The sequence below is a fragment of the Kitasatospora sp. NPDC092948 genome (genome assembly GCF_044754805.1).
In the GTDB taxonomy this organism is placed as follows: Bacteria; Actinomycetota; Actinomycetes; order Streptomycetales; family Streptomycetaceae; genus Kitasatospora.
Genome location: NZ_JBIVPU010000008.1, coordinates 158,353 through 176,216 on the forward strand (window position 1 = coordinate 158,353; position 17,864 = coordinate 176,216).

The window sequence follows — 17,864 nt, forward strand, 5'->3', positions numbered from 1 at the left end:
GGTGGAGGCGGGCTACCAGGTCGAAGTGCTGCGCAGCATCGAGGAGTTGCCGCCCGGCGACTGGGAACGGCTGGCCCCCGCGGACGACCCGATGTGGTCCCGCGGCGTGTTCACCGCGCTCGAAAGCAGCCGGGTCGGGCCGGCCGGCTACGCCTACCTGACGATCCGCCGGGCGGGCGAGGTGACGGCCGTCCTCCCGCTGTGCCTGTTCCGCGACCTGATGCTCGACCGGATCGTCGGCCCGGACGAACGCCGCCTGCTCACCCCGCTGCGCCGCCTCGCGCCCCGGCTGCTGCGGGTGCCGATGCTGTTCTGCGGCAACCTGCTCGGCCAGGGCCACCTGCTGACGGACCGGCCGCTCGACGCCCCGGCCGGGCGGCAACTCGTCACGGCGGTCCTCGACTTCGCACGCCGCGAACACCTGGGCACGGTGGTCTTCAAGGACTTCGCCGCCCCCGACCTCGGCCCGCTGCGGGCGCCGCTCACCGCCGCCGGCTTCTTTCTCGCCCCCGGCCTGCCCGACACCGAACTCGCCCTGACCGCCGCCACCTTCGACGACTACGTGGCCGCCCTCCCGGCCAAGCCGCGGCGCAACGCCCGGGCCAAGATCCGCCGGTTCCGGGCCCACCCCGAGCTGCGCATCGAGGTGCTCGCCGAGTACACCCACCTGCTGCCCCAACTGCTCGCCCTCTACCGGCAGGTGATGGACCGCGCCGACCAGACCCTCGACGTCCTCGACCACGCCTTCCTGGCCGCCCTGGCCGGCGCGGACGACCCGAGCAGCCGCCTGGTGGTCTGCCTCGACGGCGAACGGGCGGTCGGCTTCCTGCTCTGCCTGTTCGCCGGCAACGGCGCGACCGGCGCCCGGATCGGCCTCGACTACCGCGTCAACCACGACGCCGCGATCTACCACAACCTGCACTACGCGGCCGTCCGGCTGGCCATGGACAGCGGCTGCCGACACATCCGCTTCGCCCAGACCGCCTACGAACCCAAGGTCGAGATGGGCTGCGCGCTGGTCGAGCAGTGGCACGCCATGACCCACCTCCGCCCGCTGCCCCGCGCCGTGCTCCGCCGCCTCCTCCCGGCGGCCCTCGGCGCCGCCCGCGCCGACGCGCTCGGCCCGCACCGACCCGAACCCACCCCCAGTCAAGAGAGGCCGTCACATGCCGCGCGTTGAAGTGGAGTTGCCGATCGCCGTGGCGCCCGAGCACGCCTGGCCGGTGGTCGTCGACGTGCTCGGCTACCCCGCCTGCATGGACAGCGTCGACTCGGTCGAGATCGTCGACCAGCCCGACGACCGGCACCGCACCACCGCCTGGTCGGTGCGGCTCAAGGGCTCCGTGCTGCGCTGGACCGAGGCCGAGGTCATCGACCACGCCGCCCGCCGCTTCGACTTCGAGCAACTCGACGGCGACCTCGGCGCGTTCGTCGGCCACTGGGCGGTGACGGCCGCACCCGGCGGCGGCAGCACCGTCGCCCTGCACGTCGACTTCGACATCGGCATCCCGCTGCTCGCCGACATGCTCAACCCCGTCGCGGCGGACGCCCTGCGCGACAGCGCCGCCCAGATGCTCGCCGCCCTCGAACAGCGACTGCTGCTCCAGGGAGCCGCACAGTGACGACCACCGCACCCGCCGGCGCCGACGTCTTCGACCGGCTGCGCCGCCACTTCTCCCCGAAACTCGCCCTGTCCGGCGGCTTCGCGGGGCGCGGCGCCGTCGAGACCGCCGCCGAAGGCTGCCGGGTGACCCTCTCCGACGGCCGCACCGCGCTCGACTTCGGCTCCTACGCCGTCACCCTGCTCGGCCACCGCCACCCCGCCGTGACCGCCGCCGTCCGCGCCCAGCTCGACGCCATGCCGACCGCCACCCGAAGCCTCGCCAACCCCGTCGCCGCCGAAGCCGCCGCCGCCCTCAGCGGCTACCTCGACGACGCCCTCCCGAAGGTCTACTTCGGACTGAACGGCGCGGACGTGGTCGAAGTCGCCGTCAAACTGGCCCGGTTGGCCACCCGCAGGACCAGGGTGCTCGCCGTCCGCGGCGGCTTCCACGGCAAGTCGCTCGGCGCCCTCGCCCTCACCCACAGCCCGCTGTACCGCACCGGCCTGCTCGGCTGCGCGGTCGACGTCGTCCACGTCGACCCCGACGACCCGCACGCCGTCGCCCGCGAGGTCGCCGGCCGCGAGGTCGCCGCGCTCGTCCTCGAACCCGTGCAGGGCGAGAACGGCGCACTGCCGCTGCCCACCGACGTCCTGCGGCAGTGGTGCGCGGACGCCGCCCGGCACGGCACCCTGGTCGTCGCCGACGAGATCCAGTGCGGGCTGCGCCGCTGCGGCGCCCGCTCGGTCGCGCTCGCCGACCGGCTGCCCGTCGACGCCGTCCTGCTCGGCAAACCGCTCGGCGGCGGCGTCGTCCCGCTCTCCGCGCTGCTGTGCACCGAACGGATGTACGCGCCGCTGGCCGCCGACCCGTTCCTGCACTCGGCGACCTTCGGCGGCCACCCGCTGAGCTGCGCCGCCGTCCCCGCCGCGCTCGCCGCGATCGAACAACTCGCCGACCACGGACAGGAGTTGTCCGCACAACTGGACGGCATGCTGGACGACCTGCGCACCCGGCACCCCGACGTGGTGCGGGCCGTGCGCGGCCGCGGGCTGTTGCGCGGCATCGACTGCGCCTCGCCGCACGCCGCCGGCGCCGTTCTGGTCGAACTGGCCGGCACCGGACTGCTGGTGTCCCCGTGCCTCAGCCGCCCCACCACCGTCCGGCTGCTGCCGCCACTGGTCAGCACCGCCGCCGACCTCGCCGAGGCCGCCGGCCTCCTCGACGCCGCGCTCGCCGCCACCGGACGGACCCTGCGCACCGCAGCCGCCGGCTGACCGGGCCGGCACCGACGCCGCACCCGCGGCGGAAGGAGTGAAGAGCAGTTGCCCACCCGCGAAGAACTGGCCGTCACGGTCAGGACGGTCATCTCCGACGTCCTCGGCACCGACCCGGCCGAACTGCAGGACCGCACCAGCCTGTTGGAGGACTACGGCATCGACAGCCTGGAACTCATGGAGATCGGCGCCCGACTGGAACGCGCCCTCCAACTGCGCATCGACCCCGACGACCTGCTCGCCGCCCGCGACGTCGGCCACGCCATCGACCTGCTGCGCACCCGGATGGACAGCCCCGTATGAGCACCCGCCACCCCTCCGGCGGACACCGGGTCGCCGTCACCGGAATCGGCGTCAAGTCCCCCGCCGGCAACACCGTCGAGGACGTGTACGCCGCGCTGCTGGCCGGCCGCAGTGCCGCCGTCCGGCTGGACCGCCTGATCGAGGCCGACCTGCCCGTCCACTTCGCCTGCCCCGTACCGGAGTTCGACGTCTCGCCGTACCTCAGCCCGCGCGAGGCCCGGCAGATCGACCGCCCCGCGCAACTGCTGCTGTGCGCCGCCGCCGACGCGCTCGGCGAGGCCAAGCTGCCCGAGGACCTCCCGTCCGACCGGATCGGCGTGCAGATCGGCACCGGCATCGGCGGCCTCACCAGCATGGAGGACGCCACCACCGGCTGGGCCCACCGGCCCCGCGACCTGCCCGTGCACACCGTCCCCCGGACCATGAGCAACTCGCCCGCCTGCCGGGTCGCGCTGCGCCACGGCTTCCAGGGCGTCTGCACCACCTACTCCAGCGCCTGCGCCAGCGGCAGCACCGCGCTCGCCGAGGCCGCCCGCCGGATCCGGCACGGCGAACTGGACGTCGCGGTGGCCGGCGGCGTCGACGCCGCGATCAGCACCGTCGTGATGGGCGCCTTCGCCAGGATGCGGGCGCTGTCCACCCGCAACGACGCCCCCGCGCTGGCCAGCCGCCCGTTCGACGCCGACCGGGACGGCTTCGTGATGGGGGAGGGCGCCGCCGTCCTGGTGCTCGAACGCCTGGAGTCGGCCCTCGCCCGCGGCGCCGTCATCCACGGCGAGATCGCCGGCTGGGCCGAGACCTGCGACGCCTTCCACATCGCCGCCCCGCACGAGGACGGCTGGATGGCCGGCCGGTGCATGCGGCAGGCCGTCGCCGACGCCGGACTGTCCGTCGCCGACATCGGCCACATCAGCGCCCACGGGACGTCGACGGTGCCCGGCGACCGCGCCGAGGCCCGGGCGATCGACCGCTGCTTCGACGGCCAGCCACCCCCCGTCACCGCCGTCAAGGGCGTCACCGGACACCTGATCGGCGCGGCCGGCGCACTCGAGGCCGCACTCGCGCTGATCTGCGCGGCCCGCGGCACGGTGCCGCCGGTCGCCAACCTGCGCAGCAGCCCCGAGGCGCACTGGGTCGACCTGGTCGCCGGCGCGCCGCGCACCGTCCCGACCGCCCCCGTGCTCTCCAACTCCTTCGGGTTCGGCGGCCAGAACGCCTGCCTGGTGCTCGCACCACCGCCCTGACCCCCCATCGGACCGAACAGCGGAGCCAAACATGCGAGTCCTTCTCACCGGGGCGACCGGAGTGGTCGGCACCGAGTTCGCCCAGCAGCTGCGCGCCGCCGCCGACGCGCACGGCCGGCCCCTCGACCTGGTCCCGGTGGCACGGCGCGACGAGACGGCGGTGCGCTGGCGGATGGGCAGCGAACCGCCGCCCGCCCAGCTCGCCGGACACTGGGACGTCATCGTGCACGCGGCGGCCAGCACCCGCTGGACCCTCCGGCGGGACGAGGCCGTCGCCGCCAACCTCGACCCGCTGCGCGCCGTCCTCGCGCTCGCCGACCGCGACACCCACCTCGTCCAGGTCTCCACCGCGTACGTCGGCGGCGTCCGCAACCCCGAGGACCTGCGCGGCACCGAGTTCGAGGGCTACCGCAACGGCTACGAATGGTCCAAGGCCACCTGCGAGGCGATCGCCCGGCAGGCCCACCCCGGCCCGCTGACCCTGATCCGCCCGCCGCTGGTGGTCGGCCGCCGCGGCACCGGCGAGATCGCCCGCTTCTCCGGCCCCTACACCCTGCTGCAGGCGCTGGTCTCCGGCACCGCCGCCGTGGTCGTCGGCGACCCGGCCGGCCACGCCGAGATCAGCCCCGTCGACGAGGTCGCGGCCGCGATGGTCGCCGCCGTCCTCGCCCCACCGCCCGACCGCCCCCGCACCGAGGTGATCGCCGCCGGCCCCGACAGCCTCGACCTCGACCGGCTCCTCGACATCGTCTGCGGAACGCTCAACCGCTTCCGGACCGCGCACGGCGTCGCCCCGATCGAACGGCCGCCGATGGTCTCCGTCGACAGCTGGAACCGGTTCTTCCTGCCGCTCGCCGACCAGTGGCTCTCGCCCATCCAGAGCCAGGCCGTCAAACTGCTCGCGATGTTCCAGAGCTACACCAGCATGCGCCGCCCCTTCGACCCCACCTGGAAGGTCGCCGACCCGGGCGACGCCATGGCCGCCTCCGTCCTCCACTGGGCCGAACGCCGCCCCCGGCTGGCCCTGGCCCGCCCCGAACCCTGGACGCTGCTCCGCCCCGGGGCGAGCTGACGAGCCGTCAACCCCGGTCGCGCCGCCCGGGGCCGGTCCCGGACAGGAGGGCGGCGTTCCGGCGGACGTACTCGCCGATGCCGGTGGCGGGACGGCCGGTGACCTGCCGGACGCCGTCGGCCAGACGGTCGTAGCGGTTCTCGGCGTGCAGGCGCGACATGGTGGCGATGTGCTCGAAGGTGTGCTCCGGCAGGCCCAGCGGCTTCAGGTCGCGCTCGATCCACTCGTCCACCGGCACGTCGGTGAAGCCCACCGGCCGGCCGAGCGCGGCGGAGACCTCCGCGGCGATGGCCGGGCCGTCCAGCGCGCGCGGGCCGGTCAGCTCATAGCTGCGGCCGAGGTGCGGGCGCGGCTCCGCCAGGACCTCCGCGACGACCGCGGCGACGTCGGCCGCCGCCACCGGGGAGGTCCGGGCGCCGTCGAGCGGCAGCCGGACGGTGCCGTCCACGGCGACCGAGGACAGGCCGGCCCGGAACAGCGGGTTCTCCAGGAACACCGTCGGCCTGATCTCCACCACCGGCAGGCCCGACCAGGCGAGCACCTGCTCCACCAGCCACTGCTGCCGGTGCTGGTGCGACTCGCCCGCACCGGCCGGGCCCAACTCGGCGACGGTCAGCTGAGACATGTTCACCAGCACCTCGACCTCCCCGACCTGCCGGGCCACCGTCGCCGTCGTCAGCGCCGCCTCCAGGTACTGGGCCGAGACGCCCATGCCGAAGTACACCCGGGCGCAGCCCGCCAGCGCCCCCGCCACGTCGTCGACGTCGGTCAGATCACCGACCACGACCTCGGCCCCGGTCGCCCGCAGCGCCTCGGCCCGCTCGTCGTCCCGCCGCACCAGCGCACGCACCGGGAGCCCGCGCCCGCGCAGATCCTCCACCACGGACCGGCCGACCGCGCCCACCCGGCCCGCGGCGCCCGTCACCAGAATCGGTTCCACCGTCTCCTCCAGACGCGCGGCGGCACGCCTCGCCGTCCCGCAACTGTGAACGATTCAGGCACGGACGGCGTCGCTCCGCAGCTCGGACGCCGGGCGCTGCGCGGTGCTCGCCCCCGGCCACGGGCGCTGCCCGGCGTCCGCCCCGGGTGCGGGGGAGCGCCGGGCAGGGCCGGTGTGCCGGTGTGTCAGCCGGCGTTGCGCAGGGCGCGGCGGAAGGCCTGGAGGTCGGCGACGAAGAGGTCGGGCTCCTCCATGGCGGGGAAGTGGCCGCCGCGGTCGTACTCGGCCCAGTGGACGATGTTCGGGAAGCCGCGGTCGGCGAACGCGCGGATGGGCAGCGCCGGGTCGGCCGGGTAGACGGCGACGCCGAAGGGGACGTCCAGTGGCGGCGGGGCGGTCGGCGGAACAGGCGCGGTGGGCAGGATGTCGGCGATCTCGGCGTAGAAGGTGTTGCTGGACGACGCGGTGTTGGTCAGCCAGTAGAGCATCACGTCGGTGAGCAGCGCATCGCGGTCGACGGCGTCCTCGGGCGCCTTCTCGGTGTCCGCCCACTCCATGAACTTCTCGACGATCCAGGCGAGTTGGCCGACCGGGGAGTCCGCGAGGGCGTACGAGAGAGTCTGCGGGCGGGTGGACTGGATCTTCATGTAGCCGGACAGCTCGGTGGCGAAGCGGCCGAGCAGGCCGAGGCGGGCGAAGTCCGCCTCGGTGAGGCCGGCCATCGCCGCCGGGTCGTCGGCCGGCGGCGGCGTGATCAGGAAGTTGACGTGCGCGCCGGCCACGTGCGGGCGGTCGATCGCGGCCAGCACCAGGCTGGTCCAGGCGCCGAGGTCACTGCCCTGGATCACGTACCGGTCGTAGCCGAGCCGGGCCATCAGCTGCGCCCAGGCGCCGGCCACCCGGGGCAGGTTCCAACCGGTCTCCGGGAACGGGCCGGAGAAGCCGAAGCCCGGCAGCGTCGGGATGACCAGGTGGTAGGCGTCGGCCGGGTCGCCGCCGTGCGCACGGGGGTCGGTCAGCGGGCCGATCACGTCCAGGTACTCCACGAACGAGCCCGGCCAGCCGTGGGTGACGATCATCGGGGTGGCGTCCGGCTCGGGGGAGCGGACGTGCAGGAAGTGCACCCGGGTGCCGTCGATCTCGTCGGTGAACTGCGGGAAGGAGTTCAGCCGGGTCTCCTGCGCGCGCCAGTCGTACTCGTCGCGCCAGTACGCCACCAGCTCCTTGAGATAGGACAGCGGGACACCCCGGCTCCAGCCCTGGCCCGGCAGCTCGCCCGGCCAGCGGACCGCGTCCAGGCGCCGGTGCAGGTCGTCCAGCTCGGCCTGCGGGATGTCGATGCGGAACGGCTCCACGGAAAGCTCCTTACAAATGTCGGCACGCCTCCGGAAAAGGCGTTTCCACGGTATGGACCGGCCTGACGGAGTGACAAGAGCGGGCCGTCAACTGCGCATTCTGGAAGAATTGCGCCCGCCTCGCGGCCGGTACCTTGTGAGTCCGCAAGGAGCGTTTCGAGGCGAATGGGGAGGGCCGAGCAGTGGGCAATTTTGTTGGCGATCACGCAGTGGTTCTGGGAGGAAGCATCGGGGGGTCGCTGGCGGCCCGGATGCTCGCCGACGCCTACCGCCGGGTCACGGTGGTGGACCGCGACGAGCTGTTCGGGCCGACCGCCCCGCGCCGTGCGATCCCGCAGGGCCACCACATCCACGCGCTGCTCGCCCGGGGGAAGCAGATACTCGACGAGGTCTTCCCCGGGTTCACCGAGGAGCTGGTCTCGCTCGGCGTCCCGATCGGCGACTTCGGCACCAGCCTGAGCTGGTACTTCAACGGGCGGATGATGAAGAAGGCGGAGACCGGGCTGGTCTGCGTGGCGGCCGGCCGGCCGCTGCTGGAGGCCCGGATCCGCGGCCGGGTGAACGCCCTCGACCACGTGACCTACCTTCAGCACACCGACGTGCTGGGCCTGATCGCCACCCCGGACGGCGGCCGGGTCACCGGCGTGCGCATCCAGGCCCGCGAACAGGGCTCCACCGAGCAGCGGCTGGACGCCGACCTGGTGGTCGACTGCACCGGGCGCGGCACCCGCACCCCGCGCTGGCTGACCGAACTCGGCTACCCGCAGGTGCAGGAGGAGCAGGTCAAGATGGACCTGACCTACACCACGATGTGGTTCAAGGGTCCGCTGCCCTACGACCCGATCGGCGACGACATCGCCCTCATTCCGGTCGCCACCCCGGCGATCCGGCGCGGCGCGATCTTCGCCCGGATGCCCGACGGCTACGCGGTCTCGCTGACCGGCATCCTCGGCGACAAGCCGCCCACCGACCACGCGGGCTTTATGGCGTACGTGGAGTCGCTGCCCGTCCCCGAGATCCACAAGGCGGTGCGGGACGCGGAGCCGCTCGGCGAGGCGATGACGTTCCACTTCCCGGCCAGCATCCGCCGCCGCTACGAGCGCCAACCCCGGCACCCCGAAGGCCTGTTGGTGATGGGCGACGCGGCCGCCGTGTTCAACCCGGTGTACGGGCAGGGCATGACGGTCGCCTCGATCGAGTCGCTGGTGCTGCGCAAGCACCTGGCGGCGGGCGTGCCCCGGCCGGCCGCGTTCTTCGCGGACCTCGCCAAGGTGATCAACGGACCGTGGGACATGGCCACCGGCGCCGACCTCGGCTTCGACGGCGTCCAGGGCCGCCGCACCCTCAAGGTCCGCCTCGGCAACCTGTACATCCCGCGCCTCCAGGCCGCCGCAGTCGGCGACGGCTCCCTCTCCACAGCGTTCCTGCGAGCCGCCGGCCTGGTCGACCCGCCGCAGGCCCTGATGAAGCCCCAGGTGATGTCCCGGGTACTGCGCCCCAACCGCTGACGCCTCCCCGGCGAGGGGTTGCTGCCAGTGCGGCCGCCCCCCGGGCCGGCGGTCAGAGGCAGTTGCGGTCGGCCGGGCGGTTGGTGCGGAGTGGGTGCCTTCGGTCGGCGGGTCGTCGGGCGGGTGTTCGTCGTGCCCGGCGGGCTGTCCGGCCGGCTGTCGGTCTGCCCGACGTGTCCGAGGGGCCGCAGGCCGGACGGTGCGGTGTTCGATGGCTCGTCAGTCGGGGAGCGCCGCGTTCGAGGGGCCGCCGGCCGACCCGCTGCCGGTCTGTGGTCGTCGCGGCCGGGGTGTCGGCTCGTTGGCTTGCTTGAGCGGCGTTCGACAGTCCGTCGGCCGGACGCCGGCGCGCCCGACGGCCGGCAGGTCTGGCTGTCGTTCCCGCCATGCTGCCGACCGGCAGGCTGTTGCCGTTCGGTTGTCGGGCTGTCTGTGGTTCCTGTTCGGTTTCCGGCCGGCGGCCTGCTCCCGGCCGGCGGCCGGCCGCCGTTGTTGTGTGCGGCGGGCCGGTGGCCGGGGCGGGTGGTGGGGGTGCGTCGGGGGTTCGTCAGGTTGCCGCAGGCGCGTGGCGGATGCCGTCGATGATGGTTTCCACGGTGTGGGTGGCCAGGGCGTCGATGGTGGCGCGGTCCTGGTGGCGCAGGGGGCCGCGGGTGGCGAGGTCGGCGAAGCCGTGGACGGCGGACCAGCAGGCCCATTCGGCGTGGTCGCGGCGTTCGGGGGTGAGCACGCCGGCGGCGACCGTCTCGTCCAGGGCGTCCAGGAGGAGTTGGAACGGCGGGGGGACGTGCTCGCCGACCGCGGACGGGTCTTCGTCGCCGGGCACCTCCTGGGTGAGGATGGCGAGCGAGAACCAGCCGGGTTCGGACAGCGCGAAGGCGATGTAGCCGAGGCCGACTCCGCGCAGGTGGCGCAGGGCCTGTTCGGCCGGGTCGGCGGATCGCGGGTCGGCGTTCATCCGTTCCAACATGGCCCTGGCCAGGCGCTCGTGGGCCTCTGCGGCGACCGCCAGTACCAGCGAGCGCCGGTCTGCGAAGTGCCGGTAGGCGGCGTTCGGGGTGACCCCGACGGAGCGGGTGACCTCGCGCAGGCCGAGGGCGGCCTCGCCGCCCTGCCGGGCCAGGCGCAGGCCGGCCTCCACCAGAGCAGCGCGCAGATTGCCGTGATGGTACGAGCGCGTATCGCCGGGCATGGTCGCTTGGCCCCTCCCTCTCGGTTTACAGTGTAAACATCATTGATGTGGACAGTGCATACTTTACGCCTGGCAGCCACCAGTATGCTCCCACCCCCCGCCCGGTCCGACCCCCCGCCCCGCACCCCGTCCGGCCCGCACGCCGGAAGTTGTCAGCGCGGGCACGCCGGGCAGAACCTGTCAATCAGCGGGGGGCCGAGCGCCGAACGGCGATCCCCGATTCAGATTCGCGTCGTTTCCGTTCGGTGAGCTGAAGAGGAGCGAGGACTTGGCGGAGAAAGCAGAATTCGAGGAAGCGATCGCCATCATCGGCATGAGTTGCAGGTATGCGCCGGACCTCGACTCGCCGGAGAAGTTCTGGGAATTTCTCGTCGACGGCCGCAGTACGGTCGGCGAGATGCCGGACAAGCGCTGGAAGCCGTACGCCGCCGGCAGCCCGCAGGCGACCGCGATCATCCGGGAGACCGTCAAGCGGGGCTCGTTCCTCGACGACATCGAAGGCTTCGACGCGGACTTCTTCGGGATCTCCCCCCGGGAGGCCGACTTCCTGGACCCGCAGCAGCGGTTCATGCTGGAGCTGGCCTGGGAGGCGCTCGCCGACGGCGGCGTGGCCCCGCACTCGCTGCGCGGCACCGAGGCCGGCGTGTACGTTGCCGCGAACACCAACGACTACGGCCGCCGGCTGCTGGAGGACATCCCGCTCACCGGGGCCTACGCCGTCAACGGCACCACCTTCTACGGCATCGCCAACCGGGTCTCGTACTTCCTCGACCTGCGCGGCCCCAGCATGGCCGTGGACACCGCCTGCGCCGGCTCGTTGACCGCGCTGCACATCGCCGCGCAGAGCCTGATGTCCGGCGAGACCCCGATCTCCATCGTCGGCGGCCTCAACATCATGGCCACCCCCGCGCTGAACGTCGCCCTCTACGCGGCCGGCGCGATGTCGCCCGACGGCCGCAGCAAGGCCTTCGACGCCGACGCCGACGGTTACGGCCGCGGCGAGGGCGCCGGCGTGGTGGTGCTGAAGCGGCTGTCCGACGCGCTGCGCGACGGCAACCCCGTCAAGGCGGTCATCCGCGGCAGCGGCGTGTTCCAGGACGGCCGCTCCGACGGCATGATGGCGCCCAACGGCAGCGCCCAGGAGCACATGCTGCGGCAGATCTACTCCCGGGCCGGCGTCGACCCGGCCACCGTCGACTACATCGAGGCGCACGGCACCGGCACGCCCACCGGCGACCGCGAGGAACTCGTCGCGCTGGCCGCCGTGTTCGGCGCCGACCGGGCCGCCGAGGACCCGTGCCTGATCGGCTCGGTCAAGCCCAACGTCGGCCATGTCGAAGGCGCGTCCGGGATCACCGGCGTGATCAAGACCGTGCTGGCCATGCAGCACGAGCAGCTGCCGCCAAGCCTGCACAACACGCCCCGCCCGGACGTCGACTGGCAGGGCGTCGGACTGCGGCTGGTCGACGGCCTGCTGCCCTGGCAGGGCGGTGGGCGGACCCGGCGCGCCGGCGTCTCCAGCTACGGCGTCGGCGGCTCGATCGCCCACCTGGTGCTGGAGGAGAGCCCGGCCGCCGAGCCCGAGCGCCCCGCCGACGCCGCGCGCACCCCCGCCGTGTACCCGCTGTCCGCCGCCTCCGAGGCCGGCCTGCGCGACCTCGCGGGCGCGCTCGCCGACTGGCTGACGGACCATCAGGACATCGAACTGCCGTCCGTCGGACACACGTTGGCGGTCCGCCGCTCGCACCTCGCGCAGCGGGCCGCGATCACCGCCGCCGACGCCGGGCAGCTCACCGAGCGGCTGCGCACTCTCGCCGCCGGCCAGACCGGCCCGGGCATCGCCACCGCCCGGATCGTCGGCGCCGCCGCCGGGAAGAGCGTCTGGGTGTTCTCCGGGCACGGCGCGCAGTGGTCCGGCATGGGCCGTCAACTGCTCGCCGACGAACCGGTGTTCGCCTCCGCGATCGACGCGCTCGGGACGGTCTTCGAGGAGGAGCTCGGCTGGACGCCGCGCAGCGCCCTGGAGACCGGCGGCCCGTGGACCGCCGCGCACATCCAGGCCCTCACCTTCGCCGTGCAGATCGGCCTGGCCGAGGTGTGGCGCTCGCGCGGCGCCCGCCCCGCCGCCGTGATCGGCCACTCGGTCGGCGAGATCGCCGCCGCCGTCACCGCCGGAGCGCTCGACCTGGCCGACGCGGCCCGGTTCGCCTGTCGCCGCGCCGCCGCCCTGCAACGCCTGGACGGGCGCGGCGGGATGGCCATGGTCGGCCTGCCCTTCGCGGACGCCGCCGAGCGCCTCGCCGACGTCGCGGACGTCGAAGCGGCGATCGCCGCGTCCCCCGCCTCCACCGTGGTCTCCGGCGGGCGCGCCGCCGTCCGGCAGCTGATCGCCGACTGGGCCGGGGACGGGATCTGGGTGCGCCCCGTCGACTCCGACATCGCCTTCCACAGCAGCCAGGTGGACGAGGTGCTGGACGAAGTCGAGTCCGCCGCACGGCAGTTGACGCCACGCCGGCCGGAGATCACGCTGTACTCCACCGCGCTCGACGACCCGCGCGCCGACGACCTCCGCGACGGCGCCTACTGGGCCGCCAACCTGCGCCGCCCGGTCCGCTTCGCCGAGGCCGTGCGGGCCGCCGCCGAGGACGGCCACCGGCTGTTCGCCGAGATCTCCTCGCACCCCGTGGTCTCGCACTCCGTCACCGAGACCCTGCAGCACCACGGCATCGACGACGCCGCCGTGGTCGGCACCCTGCGCCGCGGCGCCGACGAGGTCGACACGCTGCTCGGCAACCTCGCCCGACTGCACTGCCACGGCGCGGACCTCGACTGGACCGCCGACCACGGAAGCGGCCGCCCGCTGGAACTGCCCGCCGCCGTCTGGCAGCACCGCCCGTACTGGATCTTCCCCGAGGAGACCGCCTCCGCCGGGCTCGGCGCCGGCCACGACCCGCTCACCCACAGCCTGCTCGGCGGCCGGATGACCGTCAGCGGCGCACCGGCCCGGCAGGTCTGGCAGACCCGCCTCGACATGGACACCCGGCCCTACCCGCAGAGCCACGGCCTGGTCGGCGTGGAGGTCACCCCCGCCGCGTCCATCCTCAACACCTTCGCCGAGGCCGCCCAGCAGGACGACGCCCCGGCCCTCACCGACATCGTGCTGCGCACCCCGCTCGCCGTGCAGCCGCCCCGGGTGGTCCAGGTGGTCCGCGAGGGCCGCTCGCTGTCGCTGGCCACCCGCCTCGCCGACGCCGCCGACGCCGACGGCGACGAGTGGATCACCCACACCACCGCCACCCTCGACCTGACCGCGGCGCAGCCCGCCGGCCGGATCGACTTCGCGGACATCCGCAGCCGGCTGCCGCACGGCACCCTCACCAAGGCCGACGAGATGTTCGCCCGGATGGGCGTCGAGGGCTACGCCTTCCCCTGGGACTTCCAGGAGTTGCGCTACGACGAGCGCGAGCAGTTCTCGGTGCTCACCATCGAGCCCGCGCCCGCCACCCGCGCCACCAGCTGGGCGCACGTCATCGACGGCGCGCTCACCATCAGCGCCATGGTGGTCTCGCCCGGCGACGCCACCACGCTGTGGATGTCCCGCTCGATCGAGAAGGTGGTCTGGCGGGGCGAGCCGCCGGCCACCGTCACCGTCCACTCGATCCGCTCCGAGCGGTCCCCGGTCGACACCGTCGACGTGTACGTCGGCGACGAGAACGGCGAGATCGTGCTGGAGGTGCTCGGCCTCAAGTTCGCCGCCGTCGAACACCTCGGCACCGCCGTGCTGCCGCGCGACCTGGTGCACGAGGTGGTCTGGCACCGGCTCGCCGAGGCCCGGCCGGCCGACGCCGTCGCCGTCGAGCAGGCCGTGCTGATCGGCGACCCCGACGTCACCGCGCAGCTCGCCAAGCAGCTGGAGATCGCCGGCGTGCCCAGCGTCGAACTCGGCCCCGACGCCGAAGTCGAGCTGCGGGCCGAGCAGTTCGCCCGGCCCGGCGCGATCCTGGTCGCCCCCTCCCTCGCGGAGGACGGCGAGAGCCTGGAGCAGGCCACCGAGCGCTCCACCTGGACGCTGATCCGCACCGTCCAGCGCCTGGCCGGCCTGCACGCGGACGCCCCGCTCGCCGCCCAGCGGGTCTGGGCGGTCACCAACGGCGTGCGCGACGCCCGGGTCGAGGCCGCCGTCGCCCACGGCCCGCTCTGGGGCGTCGGCCGGATCGTGGCCGGCGAGCACCCCGAATTCTGGGGCGGCACCGTCGACCTGACCGACCTCGGCGAGGACACCGGCGCCCAGCTGCTCACCGTGCTGCGGACCGCCGCCGGCCGCGAGGACGTGGTCTCGCTCACCGCCGACGGCATCGACGTCGCCCGGCTCGGCCGGATCGAGCGCAGCGCGGACGGCACCCCGCTGCAGTGCGACCCGGCCGGCACCGTCATGATCACCGGCGGTCTGGGAGCCCTCGGCCTGGAGGTCGCCCGCTGGCTGGTCGAACGCGGCGCCCGCCGCCTGCTGCTGGTCGGCCGGCGGGGACTGCCGCCGCGCGCCGACTGGCCGACCGTCACCGACCCGGAGGTGCGCCGCCAGATCGACGCCGTGCTCGCCCTGGAGGCGCTCGGCGTCACCGTCCGGGCCCTGGGCCTGGACATCACCGACGCGGACGCCGTCGCCGCGGCGCTCGCCCCCGGCGCGCTCGGCCTGCCGCCGGTGCGCGGCATCGTGCACGCGGCCGGCGTCGTCAACAACGCGCTGGTCGACAAGGCCGACCTGGCCGGCCTGCGCGACATCCTCGCCCCCAAGGTCGACGGCACGCTGGTGCTGCACCGGATGTTCCCGGCCGGGTCGCTCGACTTCTTCGTGCTGTTCTCGTCCTGCGGCCAGTTCGCGCACCTCGCCGGACAGGCCGGCTACGCCGCCGCCAACTCCTTCCTCGACGCCCTGGCCGCCCACCGCAACGCCGACGGGCACACCGACACGATCAGCCTCGGCTGGACGGCCTGGCGGGGCGTCGGCCTCTCCGCCGACATCGCCACCACCATGCTGGAGGCCAACTCCCGCGGCCTGGACGCGGTGTCGACGTCCGAGGCGCTGCGGGCCTGGGCCTTCGGCGACCGCTTCCAGGCCGCCTACCAGGCGGTGCTGCGGGTCGTCCCGACCCCGCCGCACGCCACCCGGCTGCCGATGTTCCGCGAGCTGACGGTCTCCGACGAGGCCGCCGACGCGGTCGGCAGCCAGCTGTTCAGCGTCGAGGGCCTGAGCGAGGAGGAGGCGCTCGAACAGGCCACCTCCGAGGTGCGGCAGCAGGTCGCCGCCGAGCTCAACCTCGACCCCGCGGACGTCGAACTCAAGCGCCCGCTGGTCGAACTGGGCGTCGACTCGGTCATGACGGTCGCCCTCCGGGTCCGCCTCCAGCGCCGCTTCGGCCTCGACCTCCCGCCGACCATCCTGTGGGCCAAGCCCACCGTCTCCGCCCTGTCCACCCACGTCCTGGAAACCCTCCGCCCGCAGCCCACCGAGGAGGCGCTCACCGTCTGACCCGAACCGCGCCGGCCGGTCCTCCCCTCCGGGGGAGGGCCGGCCTTCGTCGTGCATCGGGCGGGCGCGGGCACGGCAGAGATCCGCCCCGGGACGAGGCGCCGTCCCGGGGCGGATCCGTGCCGTGCGGGGTGACCGCGGGTCAGGAGGCCCGCACCGGGCTGTTGTGGTAGGCGGTGATGAGCCACTCCTCGGACTGCTTGGCCAGCACCCAGGTGGCGCGGATCTCGCGCTCCGGGGCGACCTCGGTCTCACCGGGGGCGATGACGCCGCCCTGGGTGATCAGGATGGCGGTGTCGGGGGTGGGGAAGCGGACGTCGAGCGGGGCGCCGAAGACGGTGGTGCCCTTGTACGGGCCGGCGTAGGCGGCGGTCATGAACTGCTCGATCCGGCCGCGGCCCTTCTGGAAGATGTCACCGGGCAGGATCATCGTGCCGTCGTCGGCGAAGAGCGCGGCGAAGGCGGCGGCGTCGTTCCCGGCCCAGGCGGCGATCATGCGCTGCGGCACCGCGCCCACGGCCTGCTGGTCCTTGACGTTCGTCATGCGGAGGGCCTCCAAAACGGGTGTGTGACAGGGCACTTGCATCGTGGTCCGGCACGGGGCGGCCGGTCATCTCCCGCGTTGCGCTTCAGGGTCCGTCCGGCCGTCGGGCGGCGACGAACTCGACCACCGACATGTAGCCGTACGGGTGCACGGCGCGCAGCGCCAGCCCGGCCCGGGCGGCCACCGCGCACAGTTCGTCGAGGCCGCGCTCGCGGCCGCCGCAGTAGGCGAGCATCCGCAGGTCCATCGCGGTGCTCGGGGACTCCCCGTCCGTGCCGACCGCCTCGATCAGCAGCACGGAGCCCTTCTCGCCGGCGGCCTCGGCGCAGCGGCGCAGGATCGCGACGGCGGGCTCGTCGGCCCAGTCGTGGACGATCGCGGACAGCACGTAGCCGCCCGCGCCGGGCGGCAGCGGCTCGAAGAAGCTGCCCTCGACGGCCTCGGCGCGGCCGGACAGGCCGAGCGCGGCGAAGCGCGAGCGGGCGGCGGCGACCGGGCCGGCCAGGTCGACCAGGGTGCCGCGCAGCGCGGGATGGGCGGCGAGCAGGGCGGCCAGCAGGGCGCCGCTGCCGCCGCCGACATCGACCACGTGGCCGAGCGTCGACCAGTCGAACACCCGGGTCAACGCGCCGTTGTCCAGCTCCTGGTGATGGCCCATCAGGTGGTCGAACGACGCGGACAGCGCCGGGTCGGCCGCCAGGTCGTCCCAGAAGCCGAGGCCGTAGCGGACCGGGTACGCGGGCTCCCCGGTGCGGACGGTGTGCAGCAGGTCGACGAAGCTCAGGTCGCCCTTGCCGACCGCGCCGTCGATGTCGAGCCACTTGCGTCGGCCCGCGGGGTGGTCCTCCCGCAACTGCTGGCCGGAGTCGGTCAGTTCGTAGCGGCCGGCGGTGTCCCGGGTCATCAGCTCGATGCCGACCAGGTGCCGCAGCAGCCGGTCCAGGGCGTCCCGGTCGGCGTCGATCGCGGCGGCGAGCTCCGCGGCGGTGCGCGGACCCTCCGTCAGGTGGTCGGCGACCCGGACGGTGGCGGCCACCCGGACCGCCATCGGGGTCGCCAGGTCGGCCAGTGCCCGCAGTCCGGGCCGGGGCGTTGCGTGCTGCGCCATGATGCGCGCCCTCCCTTCGTCTGTGGCGAGCCTAGGCGCGCGAGGGGGTCGCGGATTTATTCCCGCATGCTGAAGATCCGTCGGAGTGCGCTGCTGGGCGTCCGGTGAGCAATTCGGGAGAAGCCGCCGGGACGGGCCGCAGGCATCCTCAACCGTGAGCCTGGCGAGCGGAGTCGAGGTTCTCCATCGT

General features: G+C 74.1%; 13 protein-coding genes. 8 read left to right on the top strand and 5 right to left on the bottom strand.

Annotated elements, in window-relative coordinates:
• The first annotated feature begins 1 nt into the window (after position 1).
• Genes ACIQF6_RS23615 through ACIQF6_RS23640 form a run of 6 tightly spaced genes read left to right on the top strand, consistent with a single transcriptional unit; the run spans position 2 to position 5,497 of the window.
• Positions 2-1,180 carry a GNAT family N-acetyltransferase gene (locus tag ACIQF6_RS23615; protein WP_400898105.1) on the top strand — a complete coding sequence of 393 codons (1,179 nt, stop codon included), beginning with the start codon at positions 2-4 and terminating at the stop codon, positions 1,178-1,180.
• Complete coding sequence (locus tag ACIQF6_RS23620) at positions 1,167-1,622, top strand: type II toxin-antitoxin system RatA family toxin (protein WP_400898107.1); 456 nt, start codon at positions 1,167-1,169, stop codon at positions 1,620-1,622. The genes ACIQF6_RS23615 and ACIQF6_RS23620 overlap by 14 nt, the downstream gene beginning before the upstream one ends.
• Positions 1,619-2,878, top strand: a complete 1,260-nt coding sequence (locus ACIQF6_RS23625; RefSeq protein WP_400898109.1) for an aspartate aminotransferase family protein — start codon at positions 1,619-1,621, stop codon at positions 2,876-2,878. The genes ACIQF6_RS23620 and ACIQF6_RS23625 overlap by 4 nt, the downstream gene beginning before the upstream one ends.
• A 48-nt stretch (positions 2,879-2,926) precedes the next feature.
• A complete protein-coding gene (locus tag ACIQF6_RS23630; protein WP_400898111.1) occupies positions 2,927-3,181 on the top strand; it encodes an acyl carrier protein in 255 nt (84 codons plus the stop codon).
• Positions 3,178-4,425: a beta-ketoacyl-[acyl-carrier-protein] synthase family protein gene (locus ACIQF6_RS23635; RefSeq protein WP_400898114.1), complete on the top strand. Its 1,248-nt coding sequence runs from the start codon at positions 3,178-3,180 to the stop codon at positions 4,423-4,425. The genes ACIQF6_RS23630 and ACIQF6_RS23635 overlap by 4 nt, the downstream gene beginning before the upstream one ends.
• Before the next feature lie 31 nt (positions 4,426-4,456).
• Positions 4,457-5,497: an SDR family oxidoreductase gene (locus ACIQF6_RS23640; RefSeq protein ID WP_400898116.1), complete on the top strand. Its 1,041-nt coding sequence runs from the start codon at positions 4,457-4,459 to the stop codon at positions 5,495-5,497.
• A 7-nt stretch (positions 5,498-5,504) separates the two neighbouring features.
• Here ACIQF6_RS23640 and ACIQF6_RS23645 read toward each other — a convergent pair whose 3' ends face one another.
• Both ACIQF6_RS23645 and ACIQF6_RS23650 read right to left on the bottom strand, forming a co-directional pair.
• Positions 5,505-6,437 carry an NAD(P)H-binding protein gene (locus ACIQF6_RS23645; protein ID WP_400898118.1) on the bottom strand — a complete coding sequence of 311 codons (933 nt, stop codon included), beginning with the start codon at positions 6,435-6,437 and terminating at the stop codon, positions 5,505-5,507.
• A 185-nt stretch (positions 6,438-6,622) separates the two neighbouring features.
• On the bottom strand, positions 6,623-7,792 hold the full coding sequence (locus tag ACIQF6_RS23650) for an epoxide hydrolase family protein (protein ID WP_400898120.1): 1,170 nt from the start codon (positions 7,790-7,792) through the stop codon (positions 6,623-6,625).
• A 209-nt stretch (positions 7,793-8,001) separates the two neighbouring features.
• Between ACIQF6_RS23650 and ACIQF6_RS23655 the strand changes: the two genes are divergently transcribed.
• A complete protein-coding gene (locus ACIQF6_RS23655) occupies positions 8,002-9,300 on the top strand; it encodes an FAD-dependent oxidoreductase (protein WP_400898122.1) in 1,299 nt (432 codons plus the stop codon).
• A 547-nt stretch (positions 9,301-9,847) separates the two neighbouring features.
• Here the strand turns inward: ACIQF6_RS23655 and ACIQF6_RS23660 are convergent.
• On the bottom strand, positions 9,848-10,492 hold the full coding sequence (locus ACIQF6_RS23660) for a TetR/AcrR family transcriptional regulator (RefSeq protein WP_400898124.1): 645 nt from the start codon (positions 10,490-10,492) through the stop codon (positions 9,848-9,850).
• A 268-nt stretch (positions 10,493-10,760) separates the two neighbouring features.
• Here ACIQF6_RS23660 and ACIQF6_RS23665 point away from each other — a divergent pair, with 268 nt between their 5' ends.
• Complete coding sequence (locus tag ACIQF6_RS23665) at positions 10,761-16,022, top strand: acyltransferase domain-containing protein (protein ID WP_400898126.1); 5,262 nt, start codon at positions 10,761-10,763, stop codon at positions 16,020-16,022.
• A 142-nt stretch (positions 16,023-16,164) separates the two neighbouring features.
• On the opposite strand, the gene ACIQF6_RS23670 is transcribed toward ACIQF6_RS23665, so the two are convergent.
• Together ACIQF6_RS23670 and ACIQF6_RS23675 are read right to left on the bottom strand one after the other, a co-directional pair.
• Positions 16,165-16,566 (bottom strand): SgcJ/EcaC family oxidoreductase, encoded by a 402-nt coding sequence (locus ACIQF6_RS23670; protein ID WP_400898128.1) that lies wholly within the window; start codon positions 16,564-16,566, stop codon positions 16,165-16,167.
• 85 nt (positions 16,567-16,651) lie between these two features.
• On the bottom strand, positions 16,652-17,674 hold the full coding sequence (locus ACIQF6_RS23675; RefSeq protein WP_400898130.1) for a methyltransferase: 1,023 nt from the start codon (positions 17,672-17,674) through the stop codon (positions 16,652-16,654).
• Between the last annotated feature and the right edge of the window lie 190 nt (positions 17,675-17,864).